At 36.3% G+C, this 15,489-nt stretch carries 14 protein-coding genes and 4 tRNA genes; 17 read left to right on the top strand and 1 reads right to left on the bottom strand.

Features of this window, described 5'->3' with window-relative positions; all coding sequences use genetic code 11:
* The first annotated feature begins 11 nt into the window (after positions 1-11).
* The 16 genes from lepB to AB1278_RS18200 all read left to right on the top strand — a co-directional run bounded on the left by lepB (position 12) and on the right by AB1278_RS18200 (position 11,649).
* Entirely contained in the window at positions 12-1,658 is a 1,647-nt protein-coding gene (gene lepB, locus AB1278_RS18275; protein ID WP_202839777.1) for a signal peptidase I, read from the top strand.
* Between the two features lie 61 nt (positions 1,659-1,719).
* Positions 1,720-2,343: a WbqC family protein gene (locus AB1278_RS18270; RefSeq protein WP_411414355.1), complete on the top strand. Its 624-nt coding sequence runs from the start codon at positions 1,720-1,722 to the stop codon at positions 2,341-2,343.
* Between the two features lie 77 nt (positions 2,344-2,420).
* On the top strand, positions 2,421-4,103 hold the full coding sequence (locus AB1278_RS18265; protein ID WP_411414356.1) for a S8 family serine peptidase: 1,683 nt from the start codon (positions 2,421-2,423) through the stop codon (positions 4,101-4,103).
* A gap of 124 nt (positions 4,104-4,227) precedes the next feature.
* Positions 4,228-4,719: a lipocalin family protein gene (locus AB1278_RS18260; RefSeq protein ID WP_076596761.1), complete on the top strand. Its 492-nt coding sequence runs from the start codon at positions 4,228-4,230 to the stop codon at positions 4,717-4,719.
* Positions 4,720-4,745: 26 nt separating this feature from the next.
* Complete coding sequence (locus tag AB1278_RS18255; RefSeq protein ID WP_110010775.1) at positions 4,746-5,435, top strand: OmpA family protein; 690 nt, start codon at positions 4,746-4,748, stop codon at positions 5,433-5,435.
* A gap of 107 nt (positions 5,436-5,542) precedes the next feature.
* The gene (locus AB1278_RS18250; protein ID WP_411414357.1) at positions 5,543-6,430 is read left to right on the top strand and encodes a decaprenyl-phosphate phosphoribosyltransferase; all 888 of its coding nucleotides are present in this window, start codon (positions 5,543-5,545) and stop codon (positions 6,428-6,430) included.
* A complete protein-coding gene (locus AB1278_RS18245) occupies positions 6,427-7,746 on the top strand; it encodes an FAD-binding oxidoreductase (protein WP_110010773.1) in 1,320 nt (439 codons plus the stop codon). Before AB1278_RS18250 ends, AB1278_RS18245 begins: the two co-directional genes overlap by 4 nt.
* On the top strand, positions 7,746-8,471 hold the full coding sequence (locus tag AB1278_RS18240) for an SDR family NAD(P)-dependent oxidoreductase (protein ID WP_411414358.1): 726 nt from the start codon (positions 7,746-7,748) through the stop codon (positions 8,469-8,471). Before AB1278_RS18245 ends, AB1278_RS18240 begins: the two co-directional genes overlap by 1 nt.
* A gap of 3 nt (positions 8,472-8,474) precedes the next feature.
* Positions 8,475-9,062: an HAD family hydrolase gene (locus AB1278_RS18235; protein ID WP_202839765.1), complete on the top strand. Its 588-nt coding sequence runs from the start codon at positions 8,475-8,477 to the stop codon at positions 9,060-9,062.
* A 24-nt stretch (positions 9,063-9,086) separates the two neighbouring features.
* Positions 9,087-9,554, top strand: coding sequence for a hypothetical protein (locus tag AB1278_RS18230; protein ID WP_202839763.1), 468 nt, complete (start codon positions 9,087-9,089; stop codon positions 9,552-9,554).
* A gap of 2 nt (positions 9,555-9,556) precedes the next feature.
* Entirely contained in the window at positions 9,557-10,732 is a 1,176-nt protein-coding gene (locus tag AB1278_RS18225) for a cysteine desulfurase family protein (protein WP_429816213.1), read from the top strand.
* Positions 10,733-10,813: 81 nt separating this feature from the next.
* A complete protein-coding gene (gene trxA, locus AB1278_RS18220; protein ID WP_027374941.1) occupies positions 10,814-11,131 on the top strand; it encodes a thioredoxin in 318 nt (105 codons plus the stop codon).
* Between the two features lie 126 nt (positions 11,132-11,257).
* Positions 11,258-11,331, top strand: a tRNA-Asp gene (locus AB1278_RS18215).
* Between the two features lie 32 nt (positions 11,332-11,363).
* A tRNA-Asp gene (locus AB1278_RS18210) sits at positions 11,364-11,437 on the top strand.
* Positions 11,438-11,469: 32 nt separating this feature from the next.
* A tRNA-Asp gene (locus tag AB1278_RS18205) sits at positions 11,470-11,543 on the top strand.
* 32 nt (positions 11,544-11,575) lie between these two features.
* Positions 11,576-11,649: transfer RNA gene (locus AB1278_RS18200), tRNA-Asp, on the top strand.
* Between the two features lie 392 nt (positions 11,650-12,041).
* On the opposite strand, the gene AB1278_RS18195 is transcribed toward AB1278_RS18200, so the two are convergent.
* Positions 12,042-13,508 carry a hypothetical protein gene (locus AB1278_RS18195; RefSeq protein ID WP_202839760.1) on the bottom strand — a complete coding sequence of 489 codons (1,467 nt, stop codon included), beginning with the start codon at positions 13,506-13,508 and terminating at the stop codon, positions 12,042-12,044.
* A gap of 1,188 nt (positions 13,509-14,696) precedes the next feature.
* Between AB1278_RS18195 and AB1278_RS18190 the strand changes: the two genes are divergently transcribed.
* A complete protein-coding gene (locus AB1278_RS18190; protein ID WP_202839758.1) occupies positions 14,697-15,488 on the top strand; it encodes a polysaccharide biosynthesis/export family protein in 792 nt (263 codons plus the stop codon).
* Position 15,489 lies beyond the last annotated feature (1 nt).

Below are 15,489 nucleotides of genomic sequence, written 5' to 3'. Positions count from 1 at the left end.
CACAAAAATTTATGAATTATTTTTTAACTTATACAGTATATGTCCTCATACTATCCGTACTGATGGGGATTTCATCTTGGAAACTGTTCAAAAAAATGGGCTATAGCCCTTTATTTGCTTTTATCCCTTTCTACAACTATTTCATTATTCTCAAAGAAACAAAACATCCGAAATGGTGGGCAATCATGTCTTATCTTCCGATAGTAGGACCCATTATGATGTCGGTTTTCCACCTTTATTTAGTGAAAAAGTTTGGGAAAACACTTTTCAAAGATCAGATTCTTACCGTGATTCTGCCGTTTATTTATATGGCGGTAATCAACTATTCTAAAGATGTAGAGTTAGAAGATGAAAATGCAAACGACCTGTTTCTTACAGAAGAAGAGAAAAACGATAAAAAGAAAGATACATTCATTGGTTCCATTACCTTTGCGGTAGTTTTTGCCACTATTATCCATGTTTTTGTAACACAGCCTTTCGGGATTCCTACAGGATCTATGGAAAGAACATTATTGGTAGGTGACTTCCTTTTTGTAAACAAATGGAGCTACGGATACAGAATGCCAATGCGTCCTGTGGCGATTCCTTTCCTTCAGGGAACTATTATGGATACAGGACAGAAAGGAAACCCGAAAGATGATCCAAAATCTTACGTAGATGCAGTGAAACTTCCTTACACAAGAATCTTACAATTCAACAAACCACAGAAAAATGATGTGGTAGTTTTCAACTATCCTCAGGATTCCGTCCATACTGCTATTGACAGAAAAGATCCTTACGTAAAAAGATGTGTAGCTACAGCAGGTGATACTTTTGAAATGAGAGCCGGAAGACTTTTCGTAAATGGGAAGCCGGAAGTAGTTTTAGGAGATCAGGAAGTACAGCACAGATATATTGTAACGACGGATGCGCAATTGGATATTCCTACTTTATACAAAGCGTACGGATTTTTACCGGTTCAGGAAGTACAGCAGGATAACGGAGGTTTCCTTTATGGATTCCAGGGTTTAACGGATAAAACTGCCAAAGAAATTAAAGAGCTTCCTCACGTTATTGATATGAAGGAAGAGATTTCGCCAAAAGGAGAAGCTGCGGTATATTACAGAGACGAAGCTAAAACTAAAATTGATACGACACAATCTATTTTCCCTATCAACAAACCTTGGAATCAGGATTGGTACGGCCCGGTTAGAATTCCTAAAAAAGGAGATGTGGTGGCAATCAATCAGGAAACACTCCCAATGTATCAGTGGATCATTTCTGAATACGAGCACAACAGCTTAGAGAAAAAGAATGGAAAGATCTTCATTAATGGTAAAGAAGCGAATCAATATACCATTCAGCAGGATTATTATATGATGATCGGGGACAATAGGGATGCATCATTGGATGCAAGATTCTTTGGTTTCGTTCCGGAAGAAAATATTGTTGGAAAACCAATGTTTACATGGATGAGCGTACAGGGAGTATTTCCGGATGCGAGCTCAACGTATCAGGCCCCTAAGAAAATCCGTTGGGAAAGAATGTTCAAAGCAACCAATACGGGAGAATCCAATAAAACTTCTTACTGGTGGATTGCAGCAATGATCCTGATCTTGTTCTTCGGATGGGATTATTTCATGAAATTATTCAGAAAGAAAAAAACTGAAGACAATTAATAAAAAAAAATTAAACGTAAAATAGAATGAAGTATTTGGAAAAATACTTCATTTTTGCATTATGAATATGAAGAATGTATTATTACCGGCATTTTATATGCCACCAATCTCATGGTTTTCAGTGTTTTTAAATCCTGAAAATGAAATTGTATTTGAACAGTTTGAAAACTTTCCGAAGCAGACGTATAGAAACAGAGCCAATATTTATGGTGCCAACGGAAAATTATCATTAATAATTCCTATCAATCATAACGGGAAAAGAGAATTCAAAGATGTTGAAATTTCTTACCGCGAAGACTGGAGAACGCTTCATTGGAAATCCATTAAGACCGCATATCAAAGCTCTCCTTATTTTGAGTATTATGAAGATAAGTTCAGGAAAATATTTGACCTTAAAGAAAAATTCCTGCTGGATTTTAACCTTAAAGGGATAGAAGTCATCCAACAGATACTTAAAACAGAAAAGGCATACTCTTTGAATAAAGAATATATCAAAAATCCGGAGAGTATCAGTTTCAGGGAAAAGTTTTCGGCAAAACTTCCTTCAGAATTTCAGATGGAAGAATATTACCAGACATTCTCTGATAAATTCGGATTTTTGGAAGACCTGTCGGTTCTTGATCTTATTTGTAATAAAGGCCCGGAATCATTGGTATATATAAAAAATATAAAACAACAATATTAGTACAATCACTGTTGGTAAAGTATAAAACAGATGATGACGGTGATTGGCATATCGCTTTAAAAATTAAATATCAACATATGAAAAAGGTATTATTAGCTGCAGTTTTTTTTGCAGGTTTTAGTTTCTCTTTTGCACAGGAATCTAAAGCTAAAAGTATTGATCCAAACGAAGACAAAGATCTTATGACATGGTATCACAAAGATTTTGCAACTTCAAAAGTATATGGTGTAAATACAGCAAATGCTTATAAATACCTGGAATCTAAAGGTCTGAAGCCTAAAACCGTCGTGGTGGGTGTATTAGACAGTGGAGTACAGGTAGATCATCCAGGATTGGTAAAAAACCTATGGTCGAATCCAAACGAGGTTCCCGGTAACGGTAAAGATGATGATGGAAACGGGTATATTGATGACGTACACGGATGGAACTTTATAGGAGGTAAAAACGGTGATATCGATATCGATAATATGGAGGTGACAAGAGTAGTTGCCAAATATAAACCTGTCTTCGAAGGAGATGATTCCACAAAAAATAAAGCCAACCAGGCTAAGATGAAGGAAGAGTTTGAGATGTACATGAAAGCCAAAGATATGTTCAATAAAAAGAGTATCGAGGCAAAACAAAACTTTCAGACTTATTCTATGCTGAACGAGCTGATTCCTAATATGGTAAAACTGCTGGCAGGTAAGCCTGTAACCGCTGAAACTATTGCAGCGATCAAAGCTCCGACAGATCAGAGAGATGCCATTGCAATGGAATTTTTAGGCCAGATTTCACAAAGCCCGGAATTCAAAGGAAAATCAGCCGCTGAATTTGAAAAAAAGATGAAAGAGGAAATGAAAGAAGCCATCGATCATTTTGCTCCTGCAGCAAAACAATATGACCTTTCATATGATCCGAGAAAAGAAATTGTAGGGGATAACTATGATGACTATTCTGAAAAAATCTATGGAAATAATCATTATGAAGGACCTGATGCAGAACATGGAACTCACGTGGCAGGTATTATTGCCGGACTTCCGCAAGGAAAAGAAGTTCAGTACGGAGTGGCTTCCAAAGTGGCTAAAATTATGTCTGTAAGAACAGTTCCTAATGGTGATGAAAGAGATAAAGATGTTGCCAATGCGATCAGATATGCTGTAGATAATGGTGCGAAAGTTTTAAATATGAGCTTTGGAAAACCTGTTTCTCCAGGTAAAAATGTGGTTTGGGATGCTTTCAAATATGCTGAAGATAAAGGCGTTCTTTTAGTGAAGGCTGCAGGTAACGAAAATGAAGATGTCGCAGAACATCTTGCATATCCTACCAACTTTAAAAATGTTACCGATGAGAAACCATTTGTAAGCAATGTTCTTGTGGTAGGGGCAAGTACCAATAAAAATAATGCGCTGAGAGCAGATTTTTCCAATTACAATAAAAAGATGGTGAACGTTTTTGCTCCGGGAGAAGAAATCTATTCTACCGTTCCTAAAAACGAATATAAATACCTTCAGGGCACCTCTATGGCTTCCCCTGTTGTAGCCGGAGGAGCAGCTGTTTTACTGGCTTACATGCCGGATCTGAAACCTTATCAGATTATCGAAGCCCTTGTGAAAAGCAGCAACCCGAGTACAGCCGATGGTTTTGGTGACCAATCTCAGGCAGGTGGAGTTATCGACCTGAAAAAAGCTGCAGAATATGCTTATACCAACTTTTATAAAGGAAAAACTACAGGCACAACCAAGCCTTCGAAATCCGTAAAAAAGGCTGTTAAAAAATAATTTATCTCCCTGTGTTTAAGGAGAAACCATAAAGAGTCCGAATTTTTTCGGACTTTTTATTTTTTATTTTAAATTTTGGCACGGTTTTTTGTAACTTTATAGTAACAAAATAATAAACAACAAAATGAAAAAGTTACTACTTGCAGGGATGTTGGGAACATCACTTTTTGCAGTTTCGTGTTCCTCTGTTAACAAAGCAGCTACATCTCAAAATCAAAGAGCCGATTTCCTGAAAATGAAAGGAGACTGGCAGATTGTAAGCATAGATTATGATAAAGGTTATAAAATTAAGCCTTTTGATGAAGGTGCAGACGCACAGTGCTTCGTAGGAAGCCACTGGAGATTGATTCCCAATAACTGGACAGGAGCGTATACTTTAAACGGTGGTGGAGATTGCCCGGCAATTACACAGCCAATCAAATTTGAAGTAAAAGGCGGTAATACGTTTATGTTTAAAAAAATTGCTTCAGGTACAAAAGCTAAACAAAATACAGCAGGTTATAGTCTTACAATGATCAATCAGACTACAGATCAGTTTTCACTTGAGCAAGATGTTCCTTTTGAAGGAGGTAATGTAAAAGTAGTTTACAACTTCCAGAGAACCGGAATGAAATAATTTATCAACATAAAAGATTAAAAAAAATGAAATTTACAAAAACATACGTAGGAGCCCTTTTCTTGTCATCAGCATTATTATTGACGAGCTGTGAAGCGGTTCAGAATTCAAATCACCAACAAAGAGGTACAGCCGTAGGAGCAGCTTCCGGAGCAGTACTTGGAGGTATCCTTGGGAATAATGTAGGTAAAGGAGGAAACGGAGCTATCGGAGCAGTATTGGGAGGTATTATCGGTGGTGTTGCTGGTAACGTTATCGGTAACAAAATGGATAAGCAGGCAAAAGATATTAAAGAAACTTTACCAGGTGCTCAGGTAGAAAGAGTAGGAGATGGTATTAAGGTAACTATGAATGAAAGTATTGTTAACTTTGCTTTCGACTCTTCAAACCTTACTTCTGTTGCACAGACCAACCTTGATAAATTAGCTGAAGTACTGGCTAATAATCCGGATACAAACATCAACATCTATGGTCACACAGACAGCAAAGGTGCAGATGCTTACAACCTTAAACTTTCTCAAAGAAGAGCAGATGCTGTGAAAGCCTATTTATCAGGAAAAGGAATTGCATCAAACAGAATGTTTACAAAAGGTGAAGGTGAAGCAATGCCAGTAGCTAGCAACGATACTGAAGAAGGAAGAGCTAAAAACAGAAGAGTAGAGTTTGCTATTACTGCCAATGAAAAAATGATTAACGATGCCAAACAAGGGCAATAGTTAATTTAATATATAAATATTTTCGTAAAAGACCGCCCCGGCGGTTTTTTTTGTATTTTTATGCTAGAAATTTTGAATTTATTATTTTTGTATTTGAAATAACATAAATGAAGAAATATTTAAAACTGCTCCGTGTGGAGCAATGGGTGAAAAACTTTTTTGTATTTGTCCCTCTTTTCTTTTCAGGTAATATTACCAATATAGATCTGCTTCTCAAAAGCATTTTTGCATTTGTCATATTTTCACTTGCAGCAAGTGTGGTCTATATCCTGAATGATTATAATGATATTGAAGCAGATAGAAAACACCCTGAGAAAAGAAGAAGACCTTTGGCGAGTGGAGCTATTTCAAAATCAAAAGCTATAGGAATTCTCATAGGTCTTATCATTGCAGATATAGGTCTTGTATTTTTTACACAACTTTATTTCCATGAACTACTTTGGAAGTTCGCAATCATCATAGGGTTTTATGTGGTGATGAATCTTGCCTATACTTTCAGGCTTAAACATGTTCCTATTATTGATATTTTTATTATTGCCATAGGATTTGTATTACGTGTACTGGCTGGAGGTTATATTACCGGAATCAGTATTTCACAATGGGCAATCCTGCTGACCTTTGTATTGGCTTTGGTGCTGGCAATAGGAAAAAGAAGAGGCGAGCTTATCAATGCCCAGGTTTCTGGAAAAACGAGAAAAGCACTGGATGGATATAACGTTCAGTTTGCAGATATTGCTTTATCCATTTCTATCACACTGGCTATTGTCTGCTACCTGATGTTTACGCTCTCTCCGGAAGTTCAGGAAAGATTTCATGAAAGAGTTTTTTATACCGTGATTTTCGTTGTATTTGCATTGTTAAGATATCTTCAGCAGACCCTTGTTTACAACAGAACGGAATCTCCAACAAAAATCGTGTACAGAGACCGTTATATACAGGCTACTTTATTGCTTTGGGTCGTTGCATTTTTAATTCAAATTTATTTTAAGAAATGAAGCCGAATTTCATACAGAAAGTTACCAACTGGGGAAATTTCCCAATAGTAGAGAAGGAAATGAGATCTGAGGACAGTTTCAGAAAAATAAAAGAATTTGTACTCAATCACAACGAAGTCATAGCGAGAGGAAATGGGAGATGTTATGGAGATGCTTCATTGGGAGAAGCTATATTTTCAACAAAAAAATTAAATAAGTTCATCAATTTTGACCGTCTGAACGGGATCATAGAATGTGAATCCGGAGTGCTGCTTTCAGATGTACTGGAAATAGCGGTTCCGCAGGGATATTTTCTATACGTTACTCCCGGGACAAAATTTGTATCGGTAGGAGGTGCTATAGCATCCGATGTTCATGGAAAAAATCATCATGCAGAAGGATGTTTTTCAGAATATGTGCTTGAATTCAAGCTCATGAATGAGAAAGGGGAGATCATTACCTGTTCCAGGGAGGAAAATACAGAAAAGTTCTGGGCTACCATTGGTGGAATGGGACTTACCGGTATTATTCTCACAGCAAAATTTAAACTTAAAAATATAGAGTCCGCATACATTCGTCAGGAAAGTATCAAAGCAGACAATCTGGATGAGATCTTTAAGCTGTTCGATGAAAGTGAAAACTGGACCTACACGGTGGCCTGGATTGATTGTCTTCAGAAAGGAAAAAATATCGGAAGAAGTATTCTCATGAGAGGAGAACATGCTTTTCAGCATGAACTTCCCCAGAGTTTTTCCAAAACACCATTGAGATTGAAGAAGAAATTTTCTCCTACAGTTCCTTTTTATTTTCCGGGATTTGTACTGAATGCCCTTACCGTAAAAATTTTCAATTGGTTATACTATAAAAAGCAGTCTAAAAAAGAAGTGAAAAACTTTATCGATTATGAAACGTTTTTCTATCCTTTGGATGCGATCACAGATTGGAATAAGATCTATGGGAAGTCCGGTTTTATACAGTATCAGATGGTCATTCCTAAAGAAACTGGAAAAGAAGGAATGAAAAGAATCCTTGAAACGATCGCCAAAAGCGGAAACGGATCATTCTTAGCAGTTTTAAAACTTTTTGGAAAAAATAATCCTCAGGCTTACAACTCATTCCCTGTGGAAGGGTATACATTGGCGCTGGATTTTAAAGTCAATTCAAAACTGAAAAAACTGGTAGATCAGTTGGATGCTATTGTTCAGGAGTTTGGAGGAAGAATTTATCTTACCAAAGACAGCATGAGCAGATCATCGCTTACCAACTACCTGAAAAATATTCAAAATCCTAAATTTGTGTCTTTACAGCACAAAAGAATCATAAATAACAATTCGTAATGATAGTTCTGGGAAGTACATCTGAAGTAGCACAGGCTTTTGTGGAAAAAGCACTTCAGGAAGGAGAAAAGTTTGAAAAAATCTATCTTTTTACCTCAAATAAAGAAACTACAGAGCGTTTTGCAAGACATCTTGATGTAAAGTTTCTGCAGCAGGCGGAAGTTATTGAGCTGGATCTGACAAAAGAAATTGATTACAATAGATTTGATAATATCAATTCAAATGTATTATTTTGTGCCGTAGGATATTTGGGTGAAGGAACAGAAGAAGGATTATATGATAACAGAAATACAGAACGTATCATTGATATCAATTATTCAAAACTGGTTCCTTTAATGAATTATTTTGCCCAAAAGTTTGAAAGCAGAAGATCCGGCACGATTATCGGGCTTTCATCAGTGGCAGGAGACCGGGGAAGACAGAGTAACTTTATCTATGGAAGTGCAAAAGCAGCTTTTACGGCTTATCTGAGCGGTTTGAGAAATTATCTTTTTGATAAAAAAGTGCACGTTCTTACGATAAAACCAGGGTTTATGGCAACCAAAATGACAGAAGGCCTGCCTTTAAATCCGAAACTGACAGCAACGCCAAAACAGGCAGCTTCCTGTATTTATAAAGCCTTCAAAAAGGGTAGGAATGTGGCATATGTTTTGCCGGTTTGGAGTATTATTATGATGATTATCAGGAATATTCCTGAGTTTATATTCAAAAAATTAAAGCTTTAAAAAATGAAAAAATTGTATTGTTTTGATTTTGACGGAACCATTACGTATAAAGATACCATGTTTATGTATCTTAAATTTTACGATTCAACAAAATACCGTATACAATTTTTGAGACACGTACCTCTTTTTATCCTGTTGAAGCTAAAACTGGCTGAAACGGAAAAAGTGAAAAAAAGCTTTATCGGTTCTATTTTAAGAGGACAGACCCAGGAGAAAATTGAACAGAAGTCTAAACAGTTTTTTGAACAGCACTACCCTAAAATAGTAAGGGAGAATGCATTGGATTTTATAAAAAATATCGATAGGAATAATACACAGAGTTTATTAGTAACCGCTTCATTGGACATCTGGGTAAAACCATTCGCCGAAGAACTGAAAATGGAGCTTGTTTCTACGCGGGCAGAGTTTAAAAACGGTATTTTCACCGGAAACTTTGTAGGAAAAAATTGTAACGGAAAGGAAAAATTGATAAGAATCAAAGAGGAAATTAACGATTCCAAGTACGATAAAATTATTGCATTTGGTGATACTTCCGGAGATCGGCCAATGTTGAAATGGGCAAATGAGGGACATTACCAATTTTTTCACTAATTTTGGGAGATAAAATTGTAAAAAATGAAAAGCCTGATCATTGCATGTGCAGTACTCTTTATGGGCTGTGCCAGCACTTCATCTCAGAAGTCTTCTGTTATGCAGCAAAGTACGGAGCTCCTCGTTTCTGAAAATCAGGGAGGAACCGATGCTCCCGGCTTTAAGATCATTGAAGACGAAAAGGATTTTCGTAATATTATCAGCGGAAGTTTTGGTATTTCAGAACCGGGAAAAGAATCTTATATTAAATATCCACAATTTCCGAAAAATAAAAAAGTTGTTGTATACAATTTGGGAACCTTCAGATCTGGAAGTCACAAAATTGAAGAAATTAAAAATATATCTGTGAAAAATAAGATTCTGTATGTAGAAGTTCCTGCCGGAGAGCCTTCCGGTGGAATGGAAATTCAGGTAATTTCAAACCCGTGGTTTATTTTTACTGTTCCCGCAGATTATCAGTTTAACTCCGTAGAATTAAAATATTCAAAATAACAATGGATAAAGTATATTTAGATAATGCCGCAACCACTCCGCTTGCAGAAGAAGTTATAGATGCAATGGTGGGCACAATGAAGATGAATTTCGGAAACCCCTCTTCAACGCACAGCTTTGGCCAGGAAGCAAAAATCCTTATTGAAAATGTAAGAAGACAGGTTGCAGACTATCTTCATGTAACTCCTGCTGAAATCATTTTCACTTCCTGTGGTACGGAATCAAATAATATGATCATCAAGTCCTCGGTAGAACACCTTGGGGTAGAAAGAATCATCAGTTCTCCTCTGGAACATAAATGCGTTTCTGAAAGTATTCTGGATATGAAAAACAGAAAAGGAGTAGAGGTAAACTACATCCGTCCGAATGAAAAAGGAGATATTGATCTTGCTAAATTAGAAGAACTTTTAAAAGCTTCAGATAAAAAAACACTGGTAAGCTTAATGCATGCCAACAACGAAATCGGAAATATCATTAACCTTAAACAGGTTGCCCAGCTTTGCAAACAGTATCAGACACTTTTCCACTCAGATACCGTGCAGACAATGGCTCATATGAACCTTGACTTCTCTGATATCCCTGTGGACTTTGCATCGTGTAGTGCCCACAAGTTTCATGGTCCGAAAGGAGCTGGATTTGCATTTATCAGAAAAGCAACAGGTTTAAAAGGAATTATTACCGGAGGACCTCAGGAAAGAAGCCTTAGAGCGGGAACTGAAAATGTTTGTGGTATCGTAGGATTAGGAAAAGCATTAGAACTTTCTCTGAATCATATGGAGGAATACACCCGTCATATGCAGGATATCAAGGATTATGCAATTGAAAGACTTTCTGCCGAAATTGAAGGAATTAAATTCAATGGAAGAAGTGCAGAAAAGGAAAATAGCCTTTATACAGTTTTAAGCGCATTACTGCCTTATAAAAATCCATTGATAGGACTTCAGCTGGATATGAAAGGAATTGCAATTTCTCAGGGAAGTGCATGTTCATCAGGAGCATCAAAGCCTTCAATGGTGATGATGATGGTGCTTTCTGAGGATGAAATGGATCACTGTACCCCATTACGTATCTCTTTCAGCCATATGACGACTAAAGCGGAGATTGACACACTGGTCAACGCATTAAAGGAAATCTCAAGCGATTACACTATAGAAAAAACTAATGTTGAGCATAGATAGTCTTGTGCTTTAAAAATCGTAATTTTGAATATCCAAAAGGATTAAAAGAAAATAATATTAATTAAAATAAAAGAAACAAAAATGGCTTTAGAAATTACAGACAGCTCATTTCAGGATACGGTTTTAAAATCAGATAAACCGGTATTAGTAGACTTCTGGGCAGTATGGTGCGGACCTTGCAGAACTTTAGGACCAATCATCGAAGAAGTAGCATCAGATTTTGAAGGTAAAGCAGTAGTAGGGAAAGTAGATGTAGACAACAACCAGGAGATTTCTATGCAGTACGGTATCAGAAATATTCCTACAGTTCTTATTTTTAAAAATGGAGAAGTAGTAGACAAATTAGTAGGTGTAGCTCCAAAAGAGGTAATCGCTGAAAAATTAAGCGCTCACTTATAAAAAAAATAAGTTTGATAATGAACGCCTTCCAGTATTGGGAGGCATTTTTTTTAAAATAATTTGCAGGTAACAAAAAAAGTTGTAATTTTGCAACCACGAAAAAGAAACGACGTTCTTTAAAATAATGATCCGGTAGTTCAGCTGGTTAGAATGCCGCCCTGTCACGGCGGAGGTCGCGGGTTCGAGTCCCGTCCGGATCGCAGAAGTTTTCTCAATTTACTTTAAAAAAATTGATCCGGTAGTTCAGCTGGTTAGAATGCCGCCCTGTCACGGCGGAGGTCGCGGGTTCGAGTCCCGTCCGGATCGCGGAAGTTTTCTCAATTTACTTTAAAAAAATTGATCCGGTAGTTCAGCTGGTTAGAATGCCGCCCTGTCACGGCGGAGGTCGCGGGTTCGAGTCCCGTCCGGATCGCGGAAGTTTTCTCAATTTACTTTAAAAAAATTGATCCGGTAGTTCAGCTGGTTAGAATGCCGCCCTGTCACGGCGGAGGTCGCGGGTTCGAGTCCCGTCCGGATCGCAAAAAAGTCTTCTAGAAATAGAAGACTTTTTTATTTTCCATTTGTAAGCGGAATGATATAAGGAGAGTCGATAGCCTGAATAAGATGTAAGTTCAGAACAGTTTTCACTTATTTACACCATCCCTGTGAAATCTTCAGTTTTTATGAATCAAGTGCAAAAGTTTTAAAATAGCGTTGTATAATTGATTCTTTATCAGGATGCTTTCTACGGTTGCATAAACAAATATTTTTATATGAAAGGCTAAAGAATTCACACCGGAGAAAGTATATTCTTAAGTTTTTTCCAAAGCAGCTTTGATTTCAATGACAAGGGATCATAATTATAAAATCCGGAATATTGCTATTCCGGATTCTGTAATCTTTTATCAAATATATTATTTACGGTTACTGTCTATAAAGCTCTTTTAAACAATTGAATGGTCATAGTTCCACGGCCCCAATTGTAATTCGGCTGGTTTCCTCCATCCCACATATTATAAACAAGCATACATGTTCCTGCTCCACTCCCTTCTGCATATCCCGCTAGCTTATAGGTTACAGTCATATCAGAAGAGGTGTTATTGGTGATGTCTTCTGAAAAATTACCATTTATAGTTCCCATTCTTGCAGCCGAAGTTAGTCCTTTTAAGGATACTTTTCTGGAGCCTTCCTGCTGTTCTACACCATTTTTGTAAAATGTAACCCCGATGTAAGATACCCTGTCCGGATTTGCACAATTGGTGTCATGAGTACCGGCAGGAATAGAATAGTTCAAAATGACTCTGCCAACAGTATTGGGAGGGATGGTAATCGTTCTGCTGAAATTAACTAGATCTATATTTGCGTAGCTTATAATAGGGTAGTTGTAATCGTAATGTACCGAACCTCCTGCCTTATTGACAAGTATATCATCTAAACTGAATTTGTCAGGAGGAAACATAGCTTCCAAAGGAACTTTTTTTGCTGTTCCGTCACTTTTCAATACTATAATTCTTTCTGTAGAGGCTACACCTGTTTCATCCGGGACACCTCTGAATCTTACATTTCCGTCTACATCAAGCTTTTGGGTAGGAGACATGGCATAATTGATATCAGAACGTCCTATTCCCATATTCCCGTTCTCATTGATTACGGCAGCTGGCCGGTCACTGGTAGAGAATGTAAGGGATGAAGAATTGGTTGTTCCATTTCCCCAATAATTGGCTTTTATCCCTGCTAATGGAAAATCAGCTCCTGAAATCTTTCCATTAAAGGATAATTTTCCAAGCTCCGTTCCGGTAGATAAGTTACTGTTTCCGGTTCTTTCTAACGCAATCAAAGGAGAATTGCTTACAGATTCTACTTTCATCTGATGACTTCCCGTTGTAGAATTTTCTTTTATATGCAATCCGCTGTCCGGTGATGAAGTACCGATTCCCACCGTACCATCGTCTTTAATCACAAAATCAGTATTGGCAACCCTTCCTGTACCGGAAGAAGTATTTCCTAATTTTACCATTGTATTAACAGGATCGTCAATAAAAGCATCCGGCGTAAGGTCTCCGGCAGCTATATTTCCTGCATTCAACTTTTGCCACTTATTCAGACTGCCGTCAAAATAATAATATCCGGAGTTTTTAATATCAACAGTCTGGCCTGCCGGGGCTGTATCAGCGGCTGTAACATACACCATTGCTCCTGTCTGGCTGGCTGTATAGGTCTTTGCTCTAAGCTGGGTTCCTGTAATTCTTGGTGCAATAATGCCGTCCAGTACATTGGTAGAAGTGGGCTTTCCTGTTACATCTAAACTGGCCTGAGGAGTTGTAGTATTAATTCCCACCTGGGAGAATATTTGTAAAGAAATTAAAATACTACCTAATAATAAAACATTTTTTTTCATCCTTTTTAAATCATCTTAATTGTGCTGCAAATCTAGAAGATTAAAAAAATGAAAAAGAATAACAGGGTACATCATTTATACTACATTTGTTATTTTGCTTTATTTTCAGCGGGACATTTTTTTGGATAGATTATGTGATGTAATTTAAGGCATTGATAATGAATGAAATAAAAAAATACTATTTTCCTGATTTTTGTATTATTTTCCATATCAAATTTCGACAAAAAATTACAATCACTTTTATGATTTGTTTTTGAATTTATTTTCTGGATTATATCGATATAAATCTTATGTTTTAAATAAAAATTAATATGTGTAATTAAAAATATTAATTATAATTATTATCTTCGCTTGATAATAGAAACCACTGGTTGTTGAATTAATAGAAAATCTACATTCAGGTTTGTTTGTGTATGGGGAATTTTTTTAAAATCAGGGAGTTAAGATGTGTGATTGGGTGGTCGTTTTTTATTATTGATATTTCTTTCATATTTTTTTTAGCTTTAATTTCATATTTACTTTTAAAAAACCTGGAGGTACAAATTAATTTGATTGGGCATCAAAATGAAAAAATAATTTTGATGATAAAGATTGTTATCCTGCTTATAACAGAAAATGAAATTATAAGACATTTTGTTTCTTTTGACTTTTTTAAAACTGCATGGTTTTCTACCAGTGCATTGATAGTATTTTCTGGATTATATTTTATATCCGGATTTGTTTTCGGTGCTCCCGTTCATTTGTCCTCTATTCTGTTTTTATTTTTCTTTGTTTTTACAATATTTAAAATGGTAACTACATTTCTTAATAATAAATGTGTCAGAAAAATTCCTCATGATATAAACATTATGATTCAGGATTAAATTGAAGAAATTGAGTTGATGAATTGTAAAAAGGAAATGTCATTAAAAATTTACAAGCAATGTAGAATATCTGAAAATGAAGCATATAATTAAAATTAAAGAATTAAATAAATAAAAAAGTTGATATTAAAATAATAATTTCATCATTTTGTTTTTAAACGGAATGAAAATTGCTAGAGAAAGAAGTGATTTTAGCATGAGAATTTAAAGCACGCTTTAAAATATTTAAATAGTATAGTCGTTTTATTACAATACATATTTAAATATAGTTGAAATCAGTTCGATAAACCTAAATAATAACACAAGTAGATAAGAATAATAACATATGAATAAAACTATTATTGCATATATAGTACTGTTATCGGTTACTTTATTATCATGCAGACCGAAGCAGAATATGGTATATATGTCAAAGCATAATATGGAAGAAGAGGTTGCAAAAGCCAAGTTTCAGGGCCTGCATATTCAGGAAGGAGATGCTCTCCTGATTCTTGTATCTGCACTTGACGAAATAGCAGTGAAGCCTTTTAACCTTAATACCGCAAATAAGGTAGGGGGCGACGCTAGCAGGGGAATTAACCAATATGTAGAACCAAGTCAATATCTTGTCAATGAAGAAGGTTATATTTCTTTTCCGGTTTTAGGAAATGTGTACGTTAAAGGAATGACACAGGTACAGCTAAAACAGGAGCTTGAATCGCGTCTTAAGAGATATCTGACAGATCCATTGGTGACCATTACCCTTAAAAATTTTAATGTAAGCGTTTTAGGAGAGGTAAAGGAACCGGGGCAGAAAGAAAGTGTTTCTCAAAAAATCAATATTTTTCAGGCGCTTGGGCTTGCAGGTGATATGACGGATTTCGGAGACCGTACCAATGTTAAGCTTATCCGTGCCGATGATAGCGGAACAGATCAGATTGTTAATATCGATCTTACAAGATCTGATATAGTCAGTTCGCCCTATTATTATATGAAGCAGAATGACATATTATATGTGCAGCCGGACAAAAATAAACAGGTTCAGGCTAACTCGAATCCGAACAGAGCCCTTACATTCCAGATTATTGGTGCTTTACTGACAGCTGGTACACTTATTATTGCTTTAACTCGTAAATAAA

Origin of the sequence: Chryseobacterium sp. NRRL B-14798, from assembly GCF_050470705.1 — a bacterium.
GTDB classification, from domain to species: Bacteria; Bacteroidota; Bacteroidia; order Flavobacteriales; family Weeksellaceae; genus Chryseobacterium; species Chryseobacterium cupriresistens.
The sequence above is the reverse complement of the archived record's forward strand: the minus strand, read 5'-3'. Positions and strand labels throughout refer to the sequence as shown.